The organism is Marinobacter goseongensis (assembly GCF_023156235.1).
In the GTDB taxonomy this organism is placed as follows: Bacteria; Pseudomonadota; Gammaproteobacteria; order Pseudomonadales; family Oleiphilaceae; genus Marinobacter; species Marinobacter goseongensis.
In genome coordinates this window covers 1-17,545 of record NZ_JAKZAI010000010.1, presented here as the reverse complement: position 1 = coordinate 17,545, position 17,545 = coordinate 1, and the positions used below count along the sequence as shown (strand labels likewise).

Below are 17,545 nucleotides of genomic sequence, written 5' to 3'. Positions count from 1 at the left end.
AAAAGCTCCGGATGGCGTTATTCTCGGGCGGGCGCCCGTAGGGCGACCCGCTCACGCTGCCAAAAACAATTCGGCTCAGTCGGATTCCAGCTCGATGTCGATACCCAGCGAGCGGATTTCCTTGACAAGAACGTTGAAGGATTCGGGCATGCCCGGCTCCATGCGATGATCGCCATCGACAATGTTCTTGTACATCTTGGTCCGACCGTTTACATCATCAGACTTGACGGTAAGCATTTCCTGCAGCGTATACGCCGCACCGTAGGCTTCCAGAGCCCACACTTCCATCTCACCGAAGCGCTGACCACCGAACTGCGCCTTACCACCCAGCGGCTGCTGGGTAACCAGGCTGTACGAACCGGTGGAACGAGCGTGCATCTTGTCGTCGATCAGGTGGTTCAGCTTGAGAATGTACATATAGCCAACGGTGACCGGACGATCAAATGCATCGCCGGTGCGGCCATCGTACAACTTGGTCTGCCCCGTGGTGTTCAGGCCAGCCAGCTCAAGCATGCGCTTCACCTCGGCTTCCTTGGCACCGTCGAATACCGGCGTTGCCATGGGTACGCCGGAGCGAAGATTGCCAGCCAGATCCAGGATTTCCTTATCGGTAAACGAGTCCAGATCCACCTTGGTGACTTCGTCAGAGTGGTTGTAGATCTCGTCCAGCAGCTTGCGCAACTCAGCGACCTTACGCTGCTCATCCAGCATCTGGCTGATCCGCTCACCCAGACCCTTGGCTGCAGCACCCAGATGGGTCTCCAGTACCTGGCCAACGTTCATCCGCGACGGAACACCCAGCGGGTTCAGCACGATATCCACGGTGGTACCGTTGTCGTCGTAAGGCATATCCTCAATCGGCATGACCGCCGAGATAACACCCTTGTTACCATGACGACCGGCCATCTTGTCACCCGGCTGGATACGACGCTTGATCGCGAGGTAAACCTTGACGATCTTGAGAACGCCCGGAGCCAGGTCATCGCCCTGCTGAAGCTTGCCTTTCTTGTCATCAAAGCGCGCTTCGTGCTCTTTCTTGCGATCTTCAAGACCCTGCTCGGATTTCTCAAGCAGCTCGTTCAGGCTTTCGTCTTTCATGCGAAGCTTGAACCAGTCAGCCTTCGGCAGCTCGGCCAGATAGCTTTCGTCCAGCTTGGCGCCTTTCTTCAGTCCCGGACCGCTGATCACCTCCTGCCCGTTCAGGGCATTGGTCAGACGCTCATAGGTGGCACCTTCGACGATACGGTACTCGTCTTTGAGGTCCTTACGGTACTGATCCAGCTGCTCTTTCTCGATGGCCTGGGCGCGCTGATCCTTCTCGATACCGTCACGGGTAAAGACTTGTACGTCAATGACCGTTCCGCGGGTGCCGGTCGGCACGCGGGAGGATGTGTCTTTCACATCCGACGCTTTTTCACCGAAGATCGCACGCAGCAGCTTCTCTTCCGGTGTCAGCTGGGTTTCGCCTTTCGGCGTTACCTTGCCCACCAGAATGTCGCCGGGGCCCACTTCGGCACCGATGTAGACAATACCGGACTCATCCAGCTTGGACAGCGCACTCTCACCAACGTTCGGAATATCTGCGGTGATTTCTTCGCTGCCGAGCTTGGTGTCCCGAGCCACACAGGTCAGTTCCTGAATGTGGATGGTGGTCAGGCGATCTTCCTGAACCACTTTCTCGGAGATGAGAATGGAGTCCTCAAAGTTGTAACCGTTCCACGGCATGAAGGCGATACGCATGTTCTGGCCAAGGGCCAGCTCACCGAGATCCACCGACGGACCGTCAGCCAGAACGTCACCACGGGCGACCGTATCACCCTGGCGCACAATTGAACGCTGGTTGATACAGGTGTTCTGGTTCGACCGGGTGTACTTGGTGAGGTTGTAGATATCCACACCAGCATCACCGGCCTCGGTTTCCGCGTCATTAACACGCACAACCACCCTGGCCGCATCGACACTTTCAATCACACCACCACGACGAGCAGTCACACAGACGCCGGAGTCCTGGGCCACGGTCCGCTCAACACCGGTACCGACCAACGGCACCTGTGATCGCAGGGTAGGCACCGCCTGACGCTGCATGTTCGAACCCATCAGGGCGCGGTTGGCGTCGTCGTGCTCAAGGAACGGAATCAGCGATGCCGCAACCGAAACAACCTGGCGCGGCGACACGTCCATAAAGTTAACGTTTTCTGGCGGCGTCACCGTAAACTCGTTCTGATGGCGAACCGTTACCAGCTCGTCAGTCAGACGCTTGTTATCGTCCATGGCCGCGCTGGCCTGGGCGATAATGTAATTGCTTTCCTCAATCGCCGACAGGTAGACCACGTCGTCAGTGACCAGACCGTCGATCACCTTCCGGTACGGGCTCTCAAGGAAGCCGTAGGAATTGGACCGGGCATAGGTCGCCAGCGAGTTGATCAAACCAATGTTCGGGCCTTCCGGCGTCTCGATCGGGCATACACGGCCATAGTGGGTCGGGTGCACGTCACGGACTTCGAAGCCGGCACGCTCACGGGTCAGACCGCCAGGCCCAAGAGCCGAAATGCGGCGCTTGTGAGTGACCTCGGACAGCGGGTTGTTCTGGTCCATAAACTGGGACAGCTGGCTGGAACCGAAGAATTCCTTCACCGCCGCCGCAACCGGCTTGGCGTTGATCAGATCCTGCGGCATCAGGCCTTCGCTCTCGGCCAGACTCAGACGCTCACGAACAGCACGCTCAACCCGAACCAGTCCAACACGGAACTGGTTTTCTGCCATCTCGCCGACACAGCGGACACGACGGTTACCCAGGTTATCGATGTCGTCGACCTGACCCTGACCATTACGGATATCGATCAGCGTTTTGAGGACGTCGATAATGTCGTCATGGGTCAGCGTACCTTCGCCGGTGCTTTCTTCGCGACGCAGACGACGGTTCAGCTTCATGCGACCGACCGCAGACAGATCGTAACGCTCCTCGGAGAAGAACAGGTTGTTGAACAGGTTCTCCGCAGATTCTTTCGTTGGCGGCTCACCCGGGCGCATCATGCGATAGATTTCCACCAGCGCCTCCAGCGGAGTGCGGGTGGGATCAATGCGCAGGGTGTCGGACATGAACGGTCCGCAGTCCAGATCGTTGGTGTACAGAGTTTCAATCTCGGTAACACCGGAATCCAGGATCTTGGTGACGATCTCTTCCGTCAGCTCACTGTTGGCCTCGACCAGCACTTCCCCGGACTTGGTGTCGATCATGTCCCGGGCCAGAACGCGGCCGTACAGGTATTCGGTCGGCACTTCCAGTTCGTTGATCTTGGCTTTTTCGAGCTGCTTGATGTGACGAGCAGTGATCCGGCGGCCTTCTTCAACGATCAGCTCGCCTTTGCCGTCCTTGATATCGAAAGTAGCGATGTCACCACGCAGCCGGCTGGGAACCAGCTCCAGCTTGCACACTTCGGCGCCAACCGCGAACTTACTGGTCTCGAAAAACATCTCCAGCATCTGCTCGGAGGTGTATCCCAGCGCGCGCAAAAGAATGGACGCTGGCAGTTTCCGACGACGGTCGATACGAACGAACACGCTGTCCTTCGGATCGAACTCGAAATCCAGCCAGGAGCCACGGTAAGGAATCACCCGAGCCGAATACAGCAGCTTGCCGGATGAGTGGGTCTTGCCCTTGTCGTGGTCGAAGAACACACCAGGTGAACGGTGGAGCTGGGAGACGATTACTCGCTCGGTACCGTTAATAACAAAGGTACCGTTCTCCGTCATCAGGGGCATTTCGCCCATGTAGACTTCCTGCTCTTTGATGTCCTTGATCGCCTTGTTGGACGATTCCTTATCGTAAATGATAAGGCGGACTTTAACGCGCAGCGGTGCTGCGTAGGTTACGCCCCTAAGCTGGCATTCCTTGACATCAAATACCGGCTCACCGATACGGTAACTCACGTATTCGAGCGCGGCGTTGCCAGAGTAACTGACAATCGGGAATACGGATTTGAATGCTGCGTGAAGACCGGTTTCCCGGCGATCTTCAGGTGCGGCTTCCATTTGGAGGAAGTCCCGGAACGAATCCAGCTGAATAGACAGCAAATAGGGGACGTCCATCACGGAAGGCAATTTACTAAAATCTTTGCGAATCCGCTTTTTCTCAGTGTAGGAGTAAGTCATCTGCATTCCCCAGCTTTAGACCTGATACCTGGTATCAAGAAGCAACCATTGTTCTGCTTCGGGGCCGAATTGCTCGGCATACTGCGCCGTCTTGAACAAGACTCTGGCTGTAGGTTATAGAAACTGACATCAACCTGTAATTGCACACCAGACTCTATAGCATATACAACAGAAAAAGGCCGGTGGCATAAAGCCACCAGCCTACCCGTGCTCAGCGCACGGTTTCGATCAACAGCCGACTCTTACTTAAGCTCAACAGAAGCGCCTGCTTCCTCAAGCTTCTTCTTGGCTTCTTCAGCGTCAGCTTTGCTCGCAGCTTCCTTGATGGTAGAAGGAGCACCGTCAACCATTTCTTTCGCTTCTTTCAGACCCAGGCCAGTCAGTTCACGAACGGCCTTGATAACGTTTACTTTCTTCTCACCAGGACCGGTAAGAACAACGTCGAATTCGGTCTGCTCTTCAGCAGCTTCACCGGCAGCAGCAGCTGCAGGAGCAGCGGCAACGGCGGCAGCCGCAGATACGCCGAACTTCTCTTCCATTGCTTCAACCAGCGCAACAACGTCCATTACGCTCATTTCTGCAATTGCGTTCAAAATGTCTTCGTTAGACAGAGCCATGACTTTCTCCCAAAAATATAAAAAATGGTGTTCAACAGAATCAAGCAGCTTCTTGCTTCTGGTCGCGAACTGCCGCTACAGCACGAGTCACTTTCGAAGGAACTTCGTTCAGTGTACGTGCCAGCTTGGTGATCGGTGCCTGTGTTACAGCAGCCAGCATTGTCAACGCTTCGTGACGCGTTGGCAGCTTGGCAAGGCGATCAATCTGGTCTGCACCCATCAGCTCACCGCCGACGGCCAGGCCTTTGATCTCAAATGCCTCTTTCTCTTTGGCAAAATCCTTCAGCAGGCGCGCAGCCGCTCCCGGATCTTCCATTGAGAATGCCAGAATGGTCGGGCCAACCAGAACTTCATCAATGCACTCGAACTCGGTGCCACGAATCGCGATCTTTGCCAGGTTGTTACGAACAACCTTCAGACGCACGTTTTCGGCACGAGCCTTGGCACGAAGAGCCGTCATGTCACCAGAGGTCACACCACGGTAGTCAGCCAGAACCACAGACAGAGCACCACCGGCAGTCTCGTTGACTTCAGCGACGATCGCTTTCTTGTCTTCGAGTCTAATTGCCACTGGATTTCTCCTCGATTTCGCCGGGGGTATTCCCGGCAAACCCATCATTGCCCTTGCGGGCGCCTTAACGGTGTTTGGGTTCAGAGAGAACGTCTTCACACCGTCTGCGCAGGCGTTGCTTTAACCCTTTCGGCCAGATGACCTCAGGGGCCTGCGGTCTTTGACAGCCTTGGCTTCCGCCCAGACTACAAAGTAACTACCGCTCAGAGGATCAGATGTTCAGACCGCTCTGATCGATAGTCAGACCAGGACCCATCGTTGACGAAACGGTGATCTTTTTGAGATACACACCTTTCGCCGATGACGGCTTGGCCTTTTTCAGATCTGCCACGAGCGCTTCAAGGTTTTCCTTGATGTTCTCGGCAGAGAATTCAACATTACCCAGCGGCGCGTGGATGATGCCGTTCTTGTCAGTACGGTACCGAACCTGACCCGCCTTGGCGTTCTTGACCGCAGTCTCAACGTCCGGGGTCACGGTACCGACTTTCGGGTTCGGCATCAGGCCGCGGGGACCGAGAATCTGGCCCAGCTGACCAACAACACGCATGGCGTCCGGCGTGGCGATGACCACGTCAAAATCCATGTTGCCTTTTTTCACTTCGTCAGCCAGGTCATCCATACCGACGATGTCAGCGCCGGCGGCAGTCGCTTTCTCGGCGTTAGCGCCCTGGGTGAATACCGCCACACGCACGGTCTTGCCAGTGCCGTGGGGAAGTACGGTGCTGCTACGAACAACCTGGTCGGATTTACGTGCATCCACGCCCAGGTTGACGGCAACGTCTACGGATTCTTGGAACTTGACGCTCTGGCCCAACTCGACCAGCAGGGCAACCGCTTCGTCTACAGAGTAGGCACGGGTGGCATCAACTTTTTCACGAATAAGCTTCTGACGCTTGCTCAGCTTTGCCATCTTACAGGCCCTCCACATTCAGGCCCATACTGCGGGCTGTTCCTGCAATGGTACGAACCGCTGCATCCATATCGGCTGCAGTGAGATCCGGCTCTTTGGTTTTGGCAATCTCTTCGAGCTGCTCACGGGTCACGGTACCGACTTTATCGGTGTTCGGACGACCGGAACCGCTCTTGATGCCAGCTGCCTTCTTCAGCAGAACCGGTGCAGGCGGAGTCTTGGTGATAAAGGTGAAGCTGCGATCACTGTAAACAGTGATGACCGTAGGAATCGGCAGCCCCGGCTCCATGTCCTGGGTCTGGGCGTTGAACGCCTTGCAGAATTCCATGATATTTACGCCGCGCTGACCCAGTGCAGGACCAACGGGGGGGCTCGGGTTGGCCTTACCGGCAGCAACCTGAAGCTTGATGTACGCTTCGATCTTCTTTGCCATGATAAATCTCCTGTGGGTTCAAGCGCCTTTCGGCTCCCCGGTTTTTACAACTGCCAAAAGCAGACACAAAAAGCCCGCGTCGCCTAAGCGCGCGAGCTCTCAGCTCTCGGTTTGCGACCTAGTCTTTCTCGACCTGTCCAAACTCCAGCTCTACCGGAGTTGAACGACCGAAAATCAGAACCGCAACCTTGACCCGACTCTTGTCGTAGTCGACCTCTTCTACCACACCGTTGAAGTCCGCAAACGGGCCTTCAACGACACGAACCACTTCACCCGGCTCGAACAACGTCTTGGGCTTGGGCTTGTCCGCACCGCTCTCAACGCGGCGCAGAATGGCCTCGGCCTCACGCTCAGTGATCGGCGCAGGCTTGTCCTTGGTGCCGCCAATAAAACCAAGCACCCTGGGCGTATTCTTCACCAGGTGCCAGGTAGCGTCCTCCAGATCCATCTGAACAAGCACATAACCGGGATAGAACTTGCGCTCGCTCTTACGCTTTTTGCCATCACGCATTTCGACAACTTCTTCGGTCGGAACCAGAATCTCACCGAAGCTGTCTTCCATGCCCTCAAGAGCAATGCGCTCTTTCAGAGTGCGCATTACGTGCTTTTCGAAGCCAGAATACGCATGAACGACGTACCAGCGCTTAGCCATTGCCCACTCCTGTTAACCGATAAATCCGGCGACCAGCAAGCTGATCAGCGAATCCATTCCCCACAACATCAGCGCCACGACCAATACAAACACCACCACAATAACGGTGGTCTGAATCAGCTCGGGCCTGGTGGGCCATACGACCTTCCGGATCTCAACACGTGCTTCCTTGAGCAGCGCCGCAAAGCGACGGCCACGGTCAGTCTGCAGCGCAACGAAAGCCGCCACCAACGCAAGAGCCACGAGAGCCAGAACACGATACAGCAGTGACTCGGCATTAAAATACTGATTTCCCACCACACCGATGGCAATCAGAACGAAAACAACCAGCCACTTCACAGTATCGAAACGGCTGGTCGACTGAACGGCTTTTGACTCCATAGGAATCAGCTTATGTATCCGGATGTTAAAAAATGGCAGGCCAGGAGGGAATCGAACCCCCAACCTGCGGTTTTGGAGACCGCTGCTCTGCCAATTGAGCTACTGGCCTGCACCGAAACAACTCAGCGCAACACAAAGAGTAACCCGAAGGTTACTCGATGATCTTGGAGACCACGCCGGCACCAACGGTACGGCCACCTTCGCGAATCGCGAAGCGCAGACCATCTTCCATGGCGATCGGAGCGATCAGGGTAACACTCATCTTGACGTTGTCACCCGGCATTACCATTTCCACACCTTCCGGCAGTTCGCAAGAACCGGTTACGTCGGTGGTACGGAAGTAGAACTGCGGACGATAGCCCTTGAAGAACGGAGTATGACGGCCGCCTTCTTCTTTGGACAGTACGTACACTTCACACTCGAACTTGGTGTGCGGCTTGATGGTTCCCGGCTTGCACAAAACCTGACCACGCTCAACGTCGTCACGCTTGGTACCACGCAGCAGAACACCTACGTTCTCACCGGCACGACCTTCGTCCAGCAGCTTGCGGAACATCTCAACGCCGGTGCAGGTCGTTTTGACGGTATCCTTGATACCAACAATCTCGATCTCTTCACCAACCTTTACAACACCACGCTCAACACGACCGGTCACAACAGTACCACGACCCGAGATGGAGAATACGTCCTCGATCGGCATCAGGAACGGCTGATCGATAGCTCGCTCCGGCTCAGGGATGTAGTCGTCCAGGGCTTCTACCAGCTTCTTCACAGCGGTAGTACCCATTTCGTTGTCGTCTTTGCCTTCCAGCGCCATCAGCGCAGAACCGGTGATGATCGGAGTGTCGTCACCCGGGAAGTCGTACTGGCTCAGCAGATCACGAACTTCCATCTCAACCAGCTCCAGCAGCTCTTCATCGTCTACCATGTCCGCTTTGTTCAGGAACACAACGATGAAAGGAACGCCTACCTGACGGGACAGCAGGATGTGCTCACGAGTCTGCGGCATGGGGCCGTCAGCTGCGGAACACACCAGAATCGCGCCGTCCATCTGCGCCGCACCAGTGATCATGTTCTTCACATAGTCAGCGTGGCCCGGGCAGTCTACGTGGGCGTAGTGGCGAGTCGGTGAATCGTACTCAACGTGAGAGGTCGCGATGGTGATACCACGCGCACGCTCTTCCGGTGCGTTATCGATCTGGTCGAACGCACGGCTCTCGCCGGTGCCCCATACTTCGTGACATACACGGGTCAGGGCTGCGGTCAGAGTGGTTTTACCATGGTCTACGTGACCGATGGTGCCCACGTTCAAGTGCGGCTTACTACGTTCAAACTTAGACTTAGACATTCGACCAATCTCCCTAATCAACCTGGATCGTAACGTTGACCGGACAAATAGTGGAGCTCATGACCGGAATTGAACCGGTGACCTCATCCTTACCAAGGATGTGCTCTACCGACTGAGCTACATGAGCATTTCAAAAACCAAATTGGAGCGGGCAGCGGGAATCGAACCCGCGTCATCAGCTTGGAAGGCTGAGGTAATAGCCACTATACGATGCCCGCGAGCAATTAGTGGTGGAGGGGGCAGGATTCGAACCTGCGAAGGCGATGCCGTCAGATTTACAGTCTGATCCCTTTGGCCACTCGGGAACCCCTCCGAGTCGAACCCGCTTACGCGAATCCGGCAAAACTTAAGTGGAGCTGGCGGACGGAATCGAACCCCCGACCTGCTGATTACAAGTCAGCTGCTCTACCAACTGAGCTACGCCAGCTCACATTCGCCTCGTCAGCGAGGGCGGTATACTACGGATTTTTATCTGGCGTTGCAACACCTTCACAGCGCCCGATTTCGACTAGATCGAAATTCCTCTGATAATCCGATTCTGCCGCCCGGACCGCCTCAGAACCCTGAAGTGGACCGGCTTCAAAAACGAGGGCGTAGCTTATCTGATTTCGGGGGAAGATGGCCAGTATTGCATTGAGATTCTGACGCTTTTTTTCCTCCAGCACGGAAATTGCGGAGGTTCTGGACTCGAACAAGCCCAGGGAGATGGCGAAACGGTTCTCCCCTTCGGTGACCAGGTAGGAATCAATGCCCCGCCGCTGGATCGCACGGAACTCCGCCCGGGCCAGTTCCGGGGACTGGGGCGGGATCAACACCCAGTGCAGGGGTGCCAGCTCCCGCTCCTGACGCTCAACGACCGGGTCGCTTCCGTCAAGACTCAATGCCTGACCCGCTGCGCGTGCATCCTCCTCGCTGTCGAACCAGCCAATTCGCGCACAGTACATGTCAGGCACTGGCGGCGCGCCCAGCGCCACCGGCTCCGTCGATGGGTCAGCGTCCGCCGGTACGGCGGCCTGTTCAGGCTCGCCGACCGTTTTCAGTGTCGATACCCGCGGCAGGGTTCCCTCGCCGAGGGGGACCGGCGGAGCCCCGGCCGGGACCGGCGATGTCGCGGAATACCACACGGCAACGTTGACCAGCACCAACAGAAACGCAAACCACTTCATGAGGCGGCCTGCTCCTCAGCATCAATGGCAGCAAGCCCCGCTAGCACCAGATCCCCGGCCAGATCTCCCTGCAAGCCAGCGGCCTGAATGCCGGCCGCATCGCCGCCGGTGACCAGAATGGTGTTGATGCCGTTGGTGTCGCAGTCCCGGTGAATCCGGGAGGCCATGGCCTGCCACAGCCAAAACAAGCCGTGATGTACACACTCGGTGGTGGACGCACCGGGATCGCCGGCGCTGACCTCATGGTCCTCGAAGCCGATTCTGGCGGCGTCGTTCTTGAGGCTGCGCAGCATCATTCCGCGACCCGGCAGGATATAGCCGCCCAGATGCTGGCCGCGGTCGTTGACGTAATCGACGGTGACGGCACTACCGGCGTCGATGACAGCGAAACCGCTGGCCAGGTCTTTCCAGGCACCGTACATGCCATGCCAACGGTCGGCTCCCATTCGGCCCGGAGTGGCGTACGCGTTAACCAGTCCGTCACGCTCGGCCTCAGCCCAGTAGAACTGTGGCGGCACCGCAAGATGACGGGCCAGCACTTGCGCCAGCTCACTGCGCTTTTGCTCGGACACTACCGTGGATACGGCAACACCGCTGATTGATGAATCCAGGCTGGCAAGATCATCAAACAATGCCGGGCCTAATTCACCGACACCCTGGCGCACGATCGCGTCGCCGTTGCGCAACTGCCATTTCACCCGGGTATTCCCGGCATCCACCAGCAACCTCACGAGGCTACCCGCAGGCTGATTTCTCCGGCACGAACCGGTACCACCGTCTGATCGGTCTGCAGCAGGTAATTTCCGGACTCATCGATGCCCCGCCCCAGGCCGGAGAGGTTGCCCTGACTTGCCGACAACCACTGATCGGCAAAGATATCCCGCGCCTGCCACCGTGTGCGGAAAGTTCCGAAGCCCTCCGCGGCAAACTGATCGGCGGCCGAAATCAAGGAAGCGATGAGACGGGACGAGAGGTCGTTACGGGACCACCGCCCCTCTGGCGCGGCAATTGAAAGACTGTCCCACGCCTGATCTACCGCTCCCGCCTGCCGCATGTGCACGTTGAGACCGATGCCGGCGACAACCTGAACGACCCCTTCCTCCAGCTCACCCTGCAACTCAACGAGTATGCCCGCGATTTTGCCGCGCCCAAGAAACAGATCGTTGGGCCACTTGAGCCCCACCTGCGCTACTCCGGCGGCCTCCAGCGCCTCTGCGACCGCTACCCCGAGCACCAGGCTCAGACCATCCAGCATGGAAAAGCCACCACGGAAGGTCAGACCGAGGCTCAGATAGAGATTCTCGCCCCTCGGACTTTGCCAGGCACGCCCCCGACGTCCGCGGCCCGCCGTCTGGAAATCCGCAATACAGACCGGAATGATGGCCGAGCCGGAGCCCGGGCGAAGCCGGACGACTTCGGCGTTGGTGGAATCCACCTCATCGAGAACATCCAGCTGTACACGGCGCCGTGTCGACTCGGGCATCTCTTTGAGGATCGCTTCACGATCGAGCAGATCCACAGGGGTGGTCAGCCGATAGCCCTTCCCCCGGATGGTGTCGATATCATAGCCCTCCTCGATCGCCCGTTTGACCTGCTTCCAGATCGCGGTGCGACTGATACAGAGACTGGAGGCAAGGGATTCCCCGGAATGCACCTTGCCATCCGCCAATAGACCTATCAGAGCTCGGGATTTCATGGGATAACGCCTGAATGTTGAAAGAACCAGAGCGGGATTAAACAACAGGAGAACAGAAAAGACAAAGCGGGGCAGCCACGAGCGGGACCACCCTGCCGACCTGAAGGGCCTGACGCGAGCTCAGGGGATAGGCGTCGCAGTCAGGTTGGCCTTGATATCGAAATTCTGCATCTTGACGCCATAAACGACTGTTTGCGCGCCGCCAACCGGGTGCACAAGGTCAATGTTGTTGATGGACAACTCCTTGAACCGGCTCTGCGCACGAACGGCAAAGCCCAGTGGCCGGTTTTCCAGATCGGCGTCTGAGGGTGCCGATTCGTAACGGTACCCGGCCGCGGCTGAGGCATCCATAATTTTCTCATCACCCCGCGCGCCGGACACCCCGAGAGAATCGGGGCCATCCGTCTTTTTAACGACTCTGGTCTGGTACACATCCACTGACAGATCGGTACGAATCCCGAACGTGTTGTCGTCCACCCCGTCATTATCGAAGTCACCGCCGTCACTGGTGTAGATGTCATTCAGCTCGAGCCGGGTTCCGGTTCCGTTGACCGGCCGCCCGTCACTACCCAGCTGCCGGTTGGTTTCCCAGGCAAAGGAATTTTTCCGGTTTTCATCCGCGGCGCGGGCGAGGATCTGCTTCAGTTTGATGGTCACACCTTCTTCGCCACGGCGCTCCCAGATACCACCGGATGCGCTGCAGGCATCTGCAGTTGCCCCGGTGCCGCCGGCGCACACATCACCGGCACCTCCGGGCATGATCGTCATACTGCTCCCCGCCTCATACTTCTGGGCAATGAACCGGCCGAAGCTTGCACCGGAGAGCTTGTCCCCCAATCGAAGATTACCCACATCCATCGTGCTCCAGCTTTCCGCTGTGACCATGGCCAGCCCCTCTTCCGTCACGTCAACGGTCATATCCCGGATATGGGCGTCAAAGCTCAGGTCGGTCAGCCATACCCCCTTCTGGGGCATTTCGCCAGCACCGTCATCATACGGGCCGGCAATCAACGCCGCGCGTCCGTTACGGATCCGGATATCGGAATTGATGGTAATACCGTCACCGCTGGCGCCTCCGGCCCCGAGAGTGACATGGCCATTCAGGGTAAAGTCATACGCCGGGTAAAACCCCAGCGCCAGCAACAACTCGGTGCCACCCTGCAGTGGCGCATCGTCGTCACCGACCCGGAGCCCGTTGATCCGGTATCCCGCTTCAATGCCCTCAAATCCGATACGCAGGCCATCGAAAAAGCGCGTGCCGTTCCGCACCTCGTCCTTGGTGACATTGATCGTCACGTCACCCCGGCCCCAGGATTGCAAACCACTGAAGATCACCCTGTTGCCATCTTCGGCATAACTGAGATCCGCAAGACGCAAACTCCATTCGGTGGCCAGACGCAGGCCTTGCTCACCGGCGTCAGGGTGGCCACCACCCTGCAGGTAGATGGCGTTGGTGTAGTTGCGCCCGTTGAACACCTGGTCCTCCAGAAGGAAACTCACATTGACAGCACCCAGGCTGCGCCCGCTGGCCCCCAGCTCCACGGCACCAATATTGAACTCGCCGTCGGCCGAACCAAGCGTGAGACCGAGCGCGGACCGGCCGTGCCAGTCGTCGGTAACGTCCAGACGAAGATCCTCGATCCGGTAGTGTCCGGTGATATCCCGCAGCGCCAGCGCGTTGCCGTCATCCACATACAGGAAGTGCGCACTGTTGATGGTGGCCTCATGATCGATCCGCAAGCCCTGCCCCTGCCGCCCGCCACTACGGAGCGAGGTGCGGCTGCTGAGATCGAATGCGCCACTGAGGCCGCCGTAGCTGGGCAGCTCCGCGCCGGTGGTGACATCCCGGCTGTTACCGTGGTTGAGCGGATTGTTGCTGTAGCGAATAGCGCCCACAGCAAAGGAACCGGTCACCCGGGGCGCATCCAGCTCGAGCGCGCTGCCGACCACGTCCAGGGTGACCCCCAACGCCTCGACATCGAGCGTGATGTCGTCCAGAAACACTTCGTTGCCATTGGTGCGGTACCCGAGGCGGCCACCGGTCATGGTATACGCGGAATCAAAGGTATAGCCGACACCACCCATTGCGCCTCCGGGGCGGATGGTCAGACTGCCGGCCAGTGTGTGATCGAAGAACAAACCGCCCATGCTGAGGCCCGGCGCACCGGCAAGGCGAATGTCACCAAACTCGATTCTCCGGTCCTCCACCAGATAACCCAGATTCAGTGCGGCATCGTCACGGATGTCGACCTTGACCAGATGAAAAGCCTGGCCGTCCGGATCGGTTGCCGAACCCACCCGAAACCCCTCAAGGTGAATACCTTCGCCGTCGTCGAAATAGGACAAGCGGTCCGCTGTCATCTGCAGATCCATTTCCAGGGTAAGACCGCTCTGGCCACTGATATCAGACAAGACGCTGTCATCCAGGCGCTGCATATCGGCGACGACAGGCGCAGCCTGCAGCACTGCCCACCCAGCCAGCGCCAGGCCTCCGGTGATCCGGTAACGGTCAGTCATTTTGATCTCCTACGGATTGCCTTCGGGGAACACGAGCAAGTTGCCTTCCATGATCACGTCGCCCCGCATCTGCACCGAAAAGATGTCGGTTTGCTGAAACCCCGGATCGGTAGGGCGAGGCGTACTGCTGGCCGCGATCTTGAAGCGGACATCGTTGAAACGGACCACGTCCGGTAGGCCCAGCTCCAGCACATCCCGATCAAACAATTCGCCATCGCCTCCGAAACCGGAATCGATGATTCGGACCCGCAATGTCAGCCCTTCGAAGGCAAAATTTCCGCGGATGTCGTCGAGTACCATCCAGCCACCGTTTTCTTTAAGCTGATAGGCGAAGCGGGCGCCGCATTTTTTGTTAGCCTCCTCACAGCGACCGAAATAGCTGTTGTCCAAGGGACCACCCAGTTCGTTAATACTGATGTCACCGGACAGGTAGATACCCCCCTGGCCCGACACAGCCGACAGACTCTGGTCGTCCAGACGGGTCATCTCGGCGCTGGCTGCGGACACCAGCACAACGCCACAGGCCGCCAGGATCTGCTGAGAAAGCCTCTTGGCAATCATGGCGCCAGGTCCCTCGTCCGAATTTCCAGGTGCTGTATCAACATGCCTTCCACCCGCGCAGAGCCGAAATCCCGATCGCCGACACTGAAGTTGCCGATGAACAGATTGCTGCGGTACTCGGGATTGGTGTAGTAATCCTCATAGAAATCCCAGGCTTCAGGATTACTGCTCGCCCGCTGCCCGTCAGTTCCGATCTCTCCGAACCCTGGCCGACGGATTGACGCCACCTCAATGACGAAATTACCGGTACCGTCTACATCAAAGAACACCGGCTGGAGTTCGTTACCGATGGCCAGCTCCAGAATAAAATCCCGGAGCAGAATACGGGAACCACACTCACTGCCATCCAACTCGCAGGCATTGATCGACACTTCCGGCGAGTAGAAATTCAGCCTGAACTGGCCGACCATCTGGCGCCGTTCGTTATCGCCCCACAGCCGCAGATAGCTGCCGTCAATCACGGCGCTGGCAGCGTGGATATTGATGTTTGCAGAGCGGTCGTCGCCCACGGCAAGGTTCATTTGCAGGCCAATGTCCGGGCGTTCACCTACGAAGTCGTCGCTTTTTGGCCGGCTGGCACAGGTACCTGAACCGGTCACCGCGCTGGAGCTCAGGCAGTCATAACCCTGCCCCGGATTCACCAACGCCGGAGCCGCGAATTCGAGAACGGCCTTGTCCGGCACGCCGATGGCATTACCGTCCACCACATCGATGCGGTAGGGGTTGATCAGCCGACCAAGGTTCACCGGACTGAGATTCTGACCGTAGTCGCTGCCACTGCCAGAGATATAGAGGTGGTTGACCGTAATATCCACGTCGCGGCCATCCGTGCTCTTGATGCCACCGATCCGGAAGATCCGCGCCTGCTCTCCATCAGGCCCCGGCTGATCCGTGCCGTGGGAAAATTTGAAGTCCTCCAGCACGACACCAATGCCCGCCCCCTCGATATCAGACAGCTCAGCCTCACTCAGACCCCGGAGCTCCGTATGGGCAAGGGATGAACACATCAACGCCGACACGAAGGCCACGGCCAACGGACCTGGGCCACCAAACGTCTTCACTGTCTCGAAGGCGGCCATCAGAACAGCCCCTTACCACGGTCGATGTACTCGGTGCGGTAACGGACCGTGCCGTTCAGCGCCTCCGCCAGGTTGACCTCGACGGCGCCATTGGGGATATTGAAAAACGCGCCGGAGGTTGCGCGGATAAAATCCTCCGGTGTCGCGCTGGTGTTCTTCACATCGGTCAGCCATTCAAGGTCTTTGGTCTGAAACGAAATGAAAGCGCCGGTCTTCGGAGCAACAATACGACGCCCCCCGCTGCCGTCGCTTTCCAGCTCACCCACCGGGAAACTGCTGTACTGGTCCAGGGAAAAGCAGGCTTCAATACCCAGCACCTCGCAATCCCGGGCAACCACCACCACATCGCAGGAACCGAAAAGGAACCCGGAGCAATTGGTGGTGTACAGCTCGGAACTGAGCGTGGGTGAAATGAAATCGATGATCCCCGCAACGGCGCCGTTGACATCTTCCAGAACGAACGATTCCCCGTTGGGCACGCCCACGAATTCCGCTCTTATCGGATCAAGCTCTCCGGCGTTTGGTGCATCGGGGCCCTGGACCAGTTGCGCCTTGGTGATCAGCGGACTGCCACCGGCCAATACAGGCGTCAACAGCTGAACCAGTTGGTCGAAAAAACCACCGGTGCTGTTTTCCGCTTCCCGTAGCCCCTGACCGGTATCGATAATGTCGATATTCACGTTGCCGGTAAGGCTCTGAATACTGCCCGACAACACACCCATGGCTTCACCAAACCCGAGCCGGACACCGACTACTTCGTTGGTGACCTCGTCAAAAGCGAACTCAAAAAATGGGTCGATGATCTGGAAAGGCACGATTTCCCCCTCATCGTAGAGACTACCATCGGACTTGACCTGACGGGCAGCCTTGGGGTTTTTATCGAAGTACGCCTGATTATTGATGTAGCCAAGGGCGAAGTCTTCGATCAATACGTCCGAAGAACCGGGTCGCTCGCCTTCACGCTCATAACGACCGAGCTCGAGCACATCAACATTGGTCTGAACGTCGATCTCCATACCCAGGTTGATGCGGGTGTACGACGTTGTATTGGCGGGGTCGGGATGATAATCCCGGTCAACGGAAAGAAAAGCCTGACCGGTCACTTCGGACATAGCTTCTTCCGAAATGGGGCGCAACTCAGCACATACTCCCGAGGCCAGTACCGACAGGAGCACAAACGATGACATTTTTTGACTCATAGCCACATCTCACGACGGCCGCATTGTTGATCTTGTGCGGCGGATTAAAAGATGACTGATGAGCGTCTCTGAGTCTGGCTCTTATCGTGTTTTGGCCAGTTTGTGTACAGAAGTTTATCTTTGTTTACACAATGTCACTGTGCGCGGCGTCATAGAATGACAACGTTCGGTGCATTTCTTTGAGGCAATAAAAAACCCCAGCATCAAGGATGCTGGGGTTTGGGTATTAAGAGCCTGACGATGACCTACTCTCACATGGGCGA

General features: G+C 57.5%; 15 protein-coding genes and 5 tRNA genes. All 20 read right to left on the bottom strand.

From position 1 onward, the window contains the following. Nucleotides 1–75 precede the first annotated feature (75 nt). Nucleotides 76–4,152 (bottom strand): DNA-directed RNA polymerase subunit beta, encoded by a 4,077-nt coding sequence (gene rpoB, locus MLC70_RS10495; RefSeq protein ID WP_248183649.1) that lies wholly within the window; start codon nucleotides 4,150–4,152, stop codon nucleotides 76–78. 242 nt (nucleotides 4,153–4,394) lie between these two features. Then, nucleotides 4,395–4,769, bottom strand: a complete 375-nt coding sequence (rplL, locus tag MLC70_RS10490) for a 50S ribosomal protein L7/L12 (protein ID WP_213478402.1) — start codon at nucleotides 4,767–4,769, stop codon at nucleotides 4,395–4,397. A 40-nt stretch (nucleotides 4,770–4,809) separates the two neighbouring features. Next, the gene (gene rplJ / locus MLC70_RS10485; protein WP_248183648.1) at nucleotides 4,810–5,340 is read right to left on the bottom strand and encodes a 50S ribosomal protein L10; all 531 of its coding nucleotides are present in this window, start codon (nucleotides 5,338–5,340) and stop codon (nucleotides 4,810–4,812) included. 211 nt (nucleotides 5,341–5,551) lie between these two features. Then, nucleotides 5,552–6,250 carry a 50S ribosomal protein L1 gene (gene rplA / locus MLC70_RS10480; protein WP_248183647.1) on the bottom strand — a complete coding sequence of 233 codons (699 nt, stop codon included), beginning with the start codon at nucleotides 6,248–6,250 and terminating at the stop codon, nucleotides 5,552–5,554. Nucleotide 6,251: 1 nt separating this feature from the next. Further along, nucleotides 6,252–6,683, bottom strand: a complete 432-nt coding sequence (gene rplK, locus MLC70_RS10475; RefSeq protein ID WP_012139849.1) for a 50S ribosomal protein L11 — start codon at nucleotides 6,681–6,683, stop codon at nucleotides 6,252–6,254. A gap of 118 nt (nucleotides 6,684–6,801) precedes the next feature. Beyond that, nucleotides 6,802–7,335, bottom strand: a complete 534-nt coding sequence (gene nusG, locus MLC70_RS10470) for a transcription termination/antitermination protein NusG (protein WP_248183646.1) — start codon at nucleotides 7,333–7,335, stop codon at nucleotides 6,802–6,804. A 12-nt stretch (nucleotides 7,336–7,347) separates the two neighbouring features. Beyond that, entirely contained in the window at nucleotides 7,348–7,716 is a 369-nt protein-coding gene (gene secE / locus MLC70_RS10465) for a preprotein translocase subunit SecE (protein WP_248183645.1), read from the bottom strand. Between the two features lie 33 nt (nucleotides 7,717–7,749). Further along, a tRNA-Trp gene (locus tag MLC70_RS10460) sits at nucleotides 7,750–7,825 on the bottom strand. 42 nt (nucleotides 7,826–7,867) lie between these two features. Beyond that, nucleotides 7,868–9,064, bottom strand: coding sequence for an elongation factor Tu (tuf, locus tag MLC70_RS10455; protein ID WP_248183643.1), 1,197 nt, complete (start codon nucleotides 9,062–9,064; stop codon nucleotides 7,868–7,870). A gap of 51 nt (nucleotides 9,065–9,115) precedes the next feature. Next, nucleotides 9,116–9,191 (bottom strand) — tRNA-Thr (locus tag MLC70_RS10450). Nucleotides 9,192–9,207: 16 nt separating this feature from the next. Then, a tRNA-Gly gene (locus tag MLC70_RS10445) sits at nucleotides 9,208–9,282 on the bottom strand. A 10-nt stretch (nucleotides 9,283–9,292) separates the two neighbouring features. Beyond that, nucleotides 9,293–9,377, bottom strand: a tRNA-Tyr gene (locus MLC70_RS10440). A 38-nt stretch (nucleotides 9,378–9,415) separates the two neighbouring features. Next, nucleotides 9,416–9,491, bottom strand: a tRNA-Thr gene (locus MLC70_RS10435). Nucleotides 9,492–9,522: 31 nt separating this feature from the next. Continuing rightward, nucleotides 9,523–10,230 (bottom strand): hypothetical protein, encoded by a 708-nt coding sequence (locus MLC70_RS10430; RefSeq protein WP_248183642.1) that lies wholly within the window; start codon nucleotides 10,228–10,230, stop codon nucleotides 9,523–9,525. After that, complete coding sequence (locus tag MLC70_RS10425; RefSeq protein ID WP_248183641.1) at nucleotides 10,227–10,961, bottom strand: type III pantothenate kinase; 735 nt, start codon at nucleotides 10,959–10,961, stop codon at nucleotides 10,227–10,229. Before MLC70_RS10425 ends, MLC70_RS10430 begins: the two co-directional genes overlap by 4 nt. After that, nucleotides 10,958–11,926 (bottom strand): biotin--[acetyl-CoA-carboxylase] ligase, encoded by a 969-nt coding sequence (locus tag MLC70_RS10420; protein ID WP_248183640.1) that lies wholly within the window; start codon nucleotides 11,924–11,926, stop codon nucleotides 10,958–10,960. Before MLC70_RS10420 ends, MLC70_RS10425 begins: the two co-directional genes overlap by 4 nt. Before the next feature lie 120 nt (nucleotides 11,927–12,046). Then, entirely contained in the window at nucleotides 12,047–14,443 is a 2,397-nt protein-coding gene (locus MLC70_RS10415) for a DUF6160 family protein (protein ID WP_248183638.1), read from the bottom strand. 9 nt (nucleotides 14,444–14,452) lie between these two features. Further along, entirely contained in the window at nucleotides 14,453–15,004 is a 552-nt protein-coding gene (locus MLC70_RS10410; RefSeq protein WP_345799551.1) for a DUF6160 family protein, read from the bottom strand. Next, the gene (locus MLC70_RS10405) at nucleotides 15,001–16,083 is read right to left on the bottom strand and encodes a hypothetical protein (protein ID WP_248183636.1); all 1,083 of its coding nucleotides are present in this window, start codon (nucleotides 16,081–16,083) and stop codon (nucleotides 15,001–15,003) included. Before MLC70_RS10405 ends, MLC70_RS10410 begins: the two co-directional genes overlap by 4 nt. Next, nucleotides 16,083–17,282, bottom strand: coding sequence for a hypothetical protein (locus tag MLC70_RS10400; RefSeq protein WP_248183635.1), 1,200 nt, complete (start codon nucleotides 17,280–17,282; stop codon nucleotides 16,083–16,085). The genes MLC70_RS10405 and MLC70_RS10400 overlap by 1 nt, the downstream gene beginning before the upstream one ends. Nucleotides 17,283–17,545: the final 263 nt, after the last annotated feature.

What these genes read in the sequence shown, in the direction of transcription:
- rpoB (WP_248183649.1), bottom strand. Translation starts at nt 4,152, where the DNA reads ATGACTTACTCCTACACTGAGAAAAAGCGGATTCGCAAAGATTTTAGT.
- rplL (WP_213478402.1), bottom strand. Translation starts at nt 4,769, where the DNA reads ATGGCTCTGTCTAACGAAGACATTTTGAACGCAATTGCAGAAATGAGC.
- rplA (WP_248183647.1), bottom strand. Translation starts at nt 6,250, where the DNA reads ATGGCAAAGCTGAGCAAGCGTCAGAAGCTTATTCGTGAAAAAGTTGAT.
- rplK (WP_012139849.1), bottom strand. Translation starts at nt 6,683, where the DNA reads ATGGCAAAGAAGATCGAAGCGTACATCAAGCTTCAGGTTGCTGCCGGT.
- nusG (WP_248183646.1), bottom strand. Translation starts at nt 7,335, where the DNA reads ATGGCTAAGCGCTGGTACGTCGTTCATGCGTATTCTGGCTTCGAAAAG.
- secE (WP_248183645.1), bottom strand. Translation starts at nt 7,716, where the DNA reads ATGGAGTCAAAAGCCGTTCAGTCGACCAGCCGTTTCGATACTGTGAAG.
- tuf (WP_248183643.1), bottom strand. Translation starts at nt 9,064, where the DNA reads ATGTCTAAGTCTAAGTTTGAACGTAGTAAGCCGCACTTGAACGTGGGC.
- MLC70_RS10430 (WP_248183642.1), bottom strand. Translation starts at nt 10,230, where the DNA reads ATGAAGTGGTTTGCGTTTCTGTTGGTGCTGGTCAACGTTGCCGTGTGG.
- MLC70_RS10420 (WP_248183640.1), bottom strand. Translation starts at nt 11,926, where the DNA reads ATGAAATCCCGAGCTCTGATAGGTCTATTGGCGGATGGCAAGGTGCAT.
- MLC70_RS10415 (WP_248183638.1), bottom strand. Translation starts at nt 14,443, where the DNA reads ATGACTGACCGTTACCGGATCACCGGAGGCCTGGCGCTGGCTGGGTGG.
- MLC70_RS10410 (WP_345799551.1), bottom strand. Translation starts at nt 15,004, where the DNA reads ATGATTGCCAAGAGGCTTTCTCAGCAGATCCTGGCGGCCTGTGGCGTT.
- MLC70_RS10405 (WP_248183636.1), bottom strand. Translation starts at nt 16,083, where the DNA reads ATGGCCGCCTTCGAGACAGTGAAGACGTTTGGTGGCCCAGGTCCGTTG.
- MLC70_RS10400 (WP_248183635.1), bottom strand. Translation starts at nt 17,282, where the DNA reads ATGAGTCAAAAAATGTCATCGTTTGTGCTCCTGTCGGTACTGGCCTCG.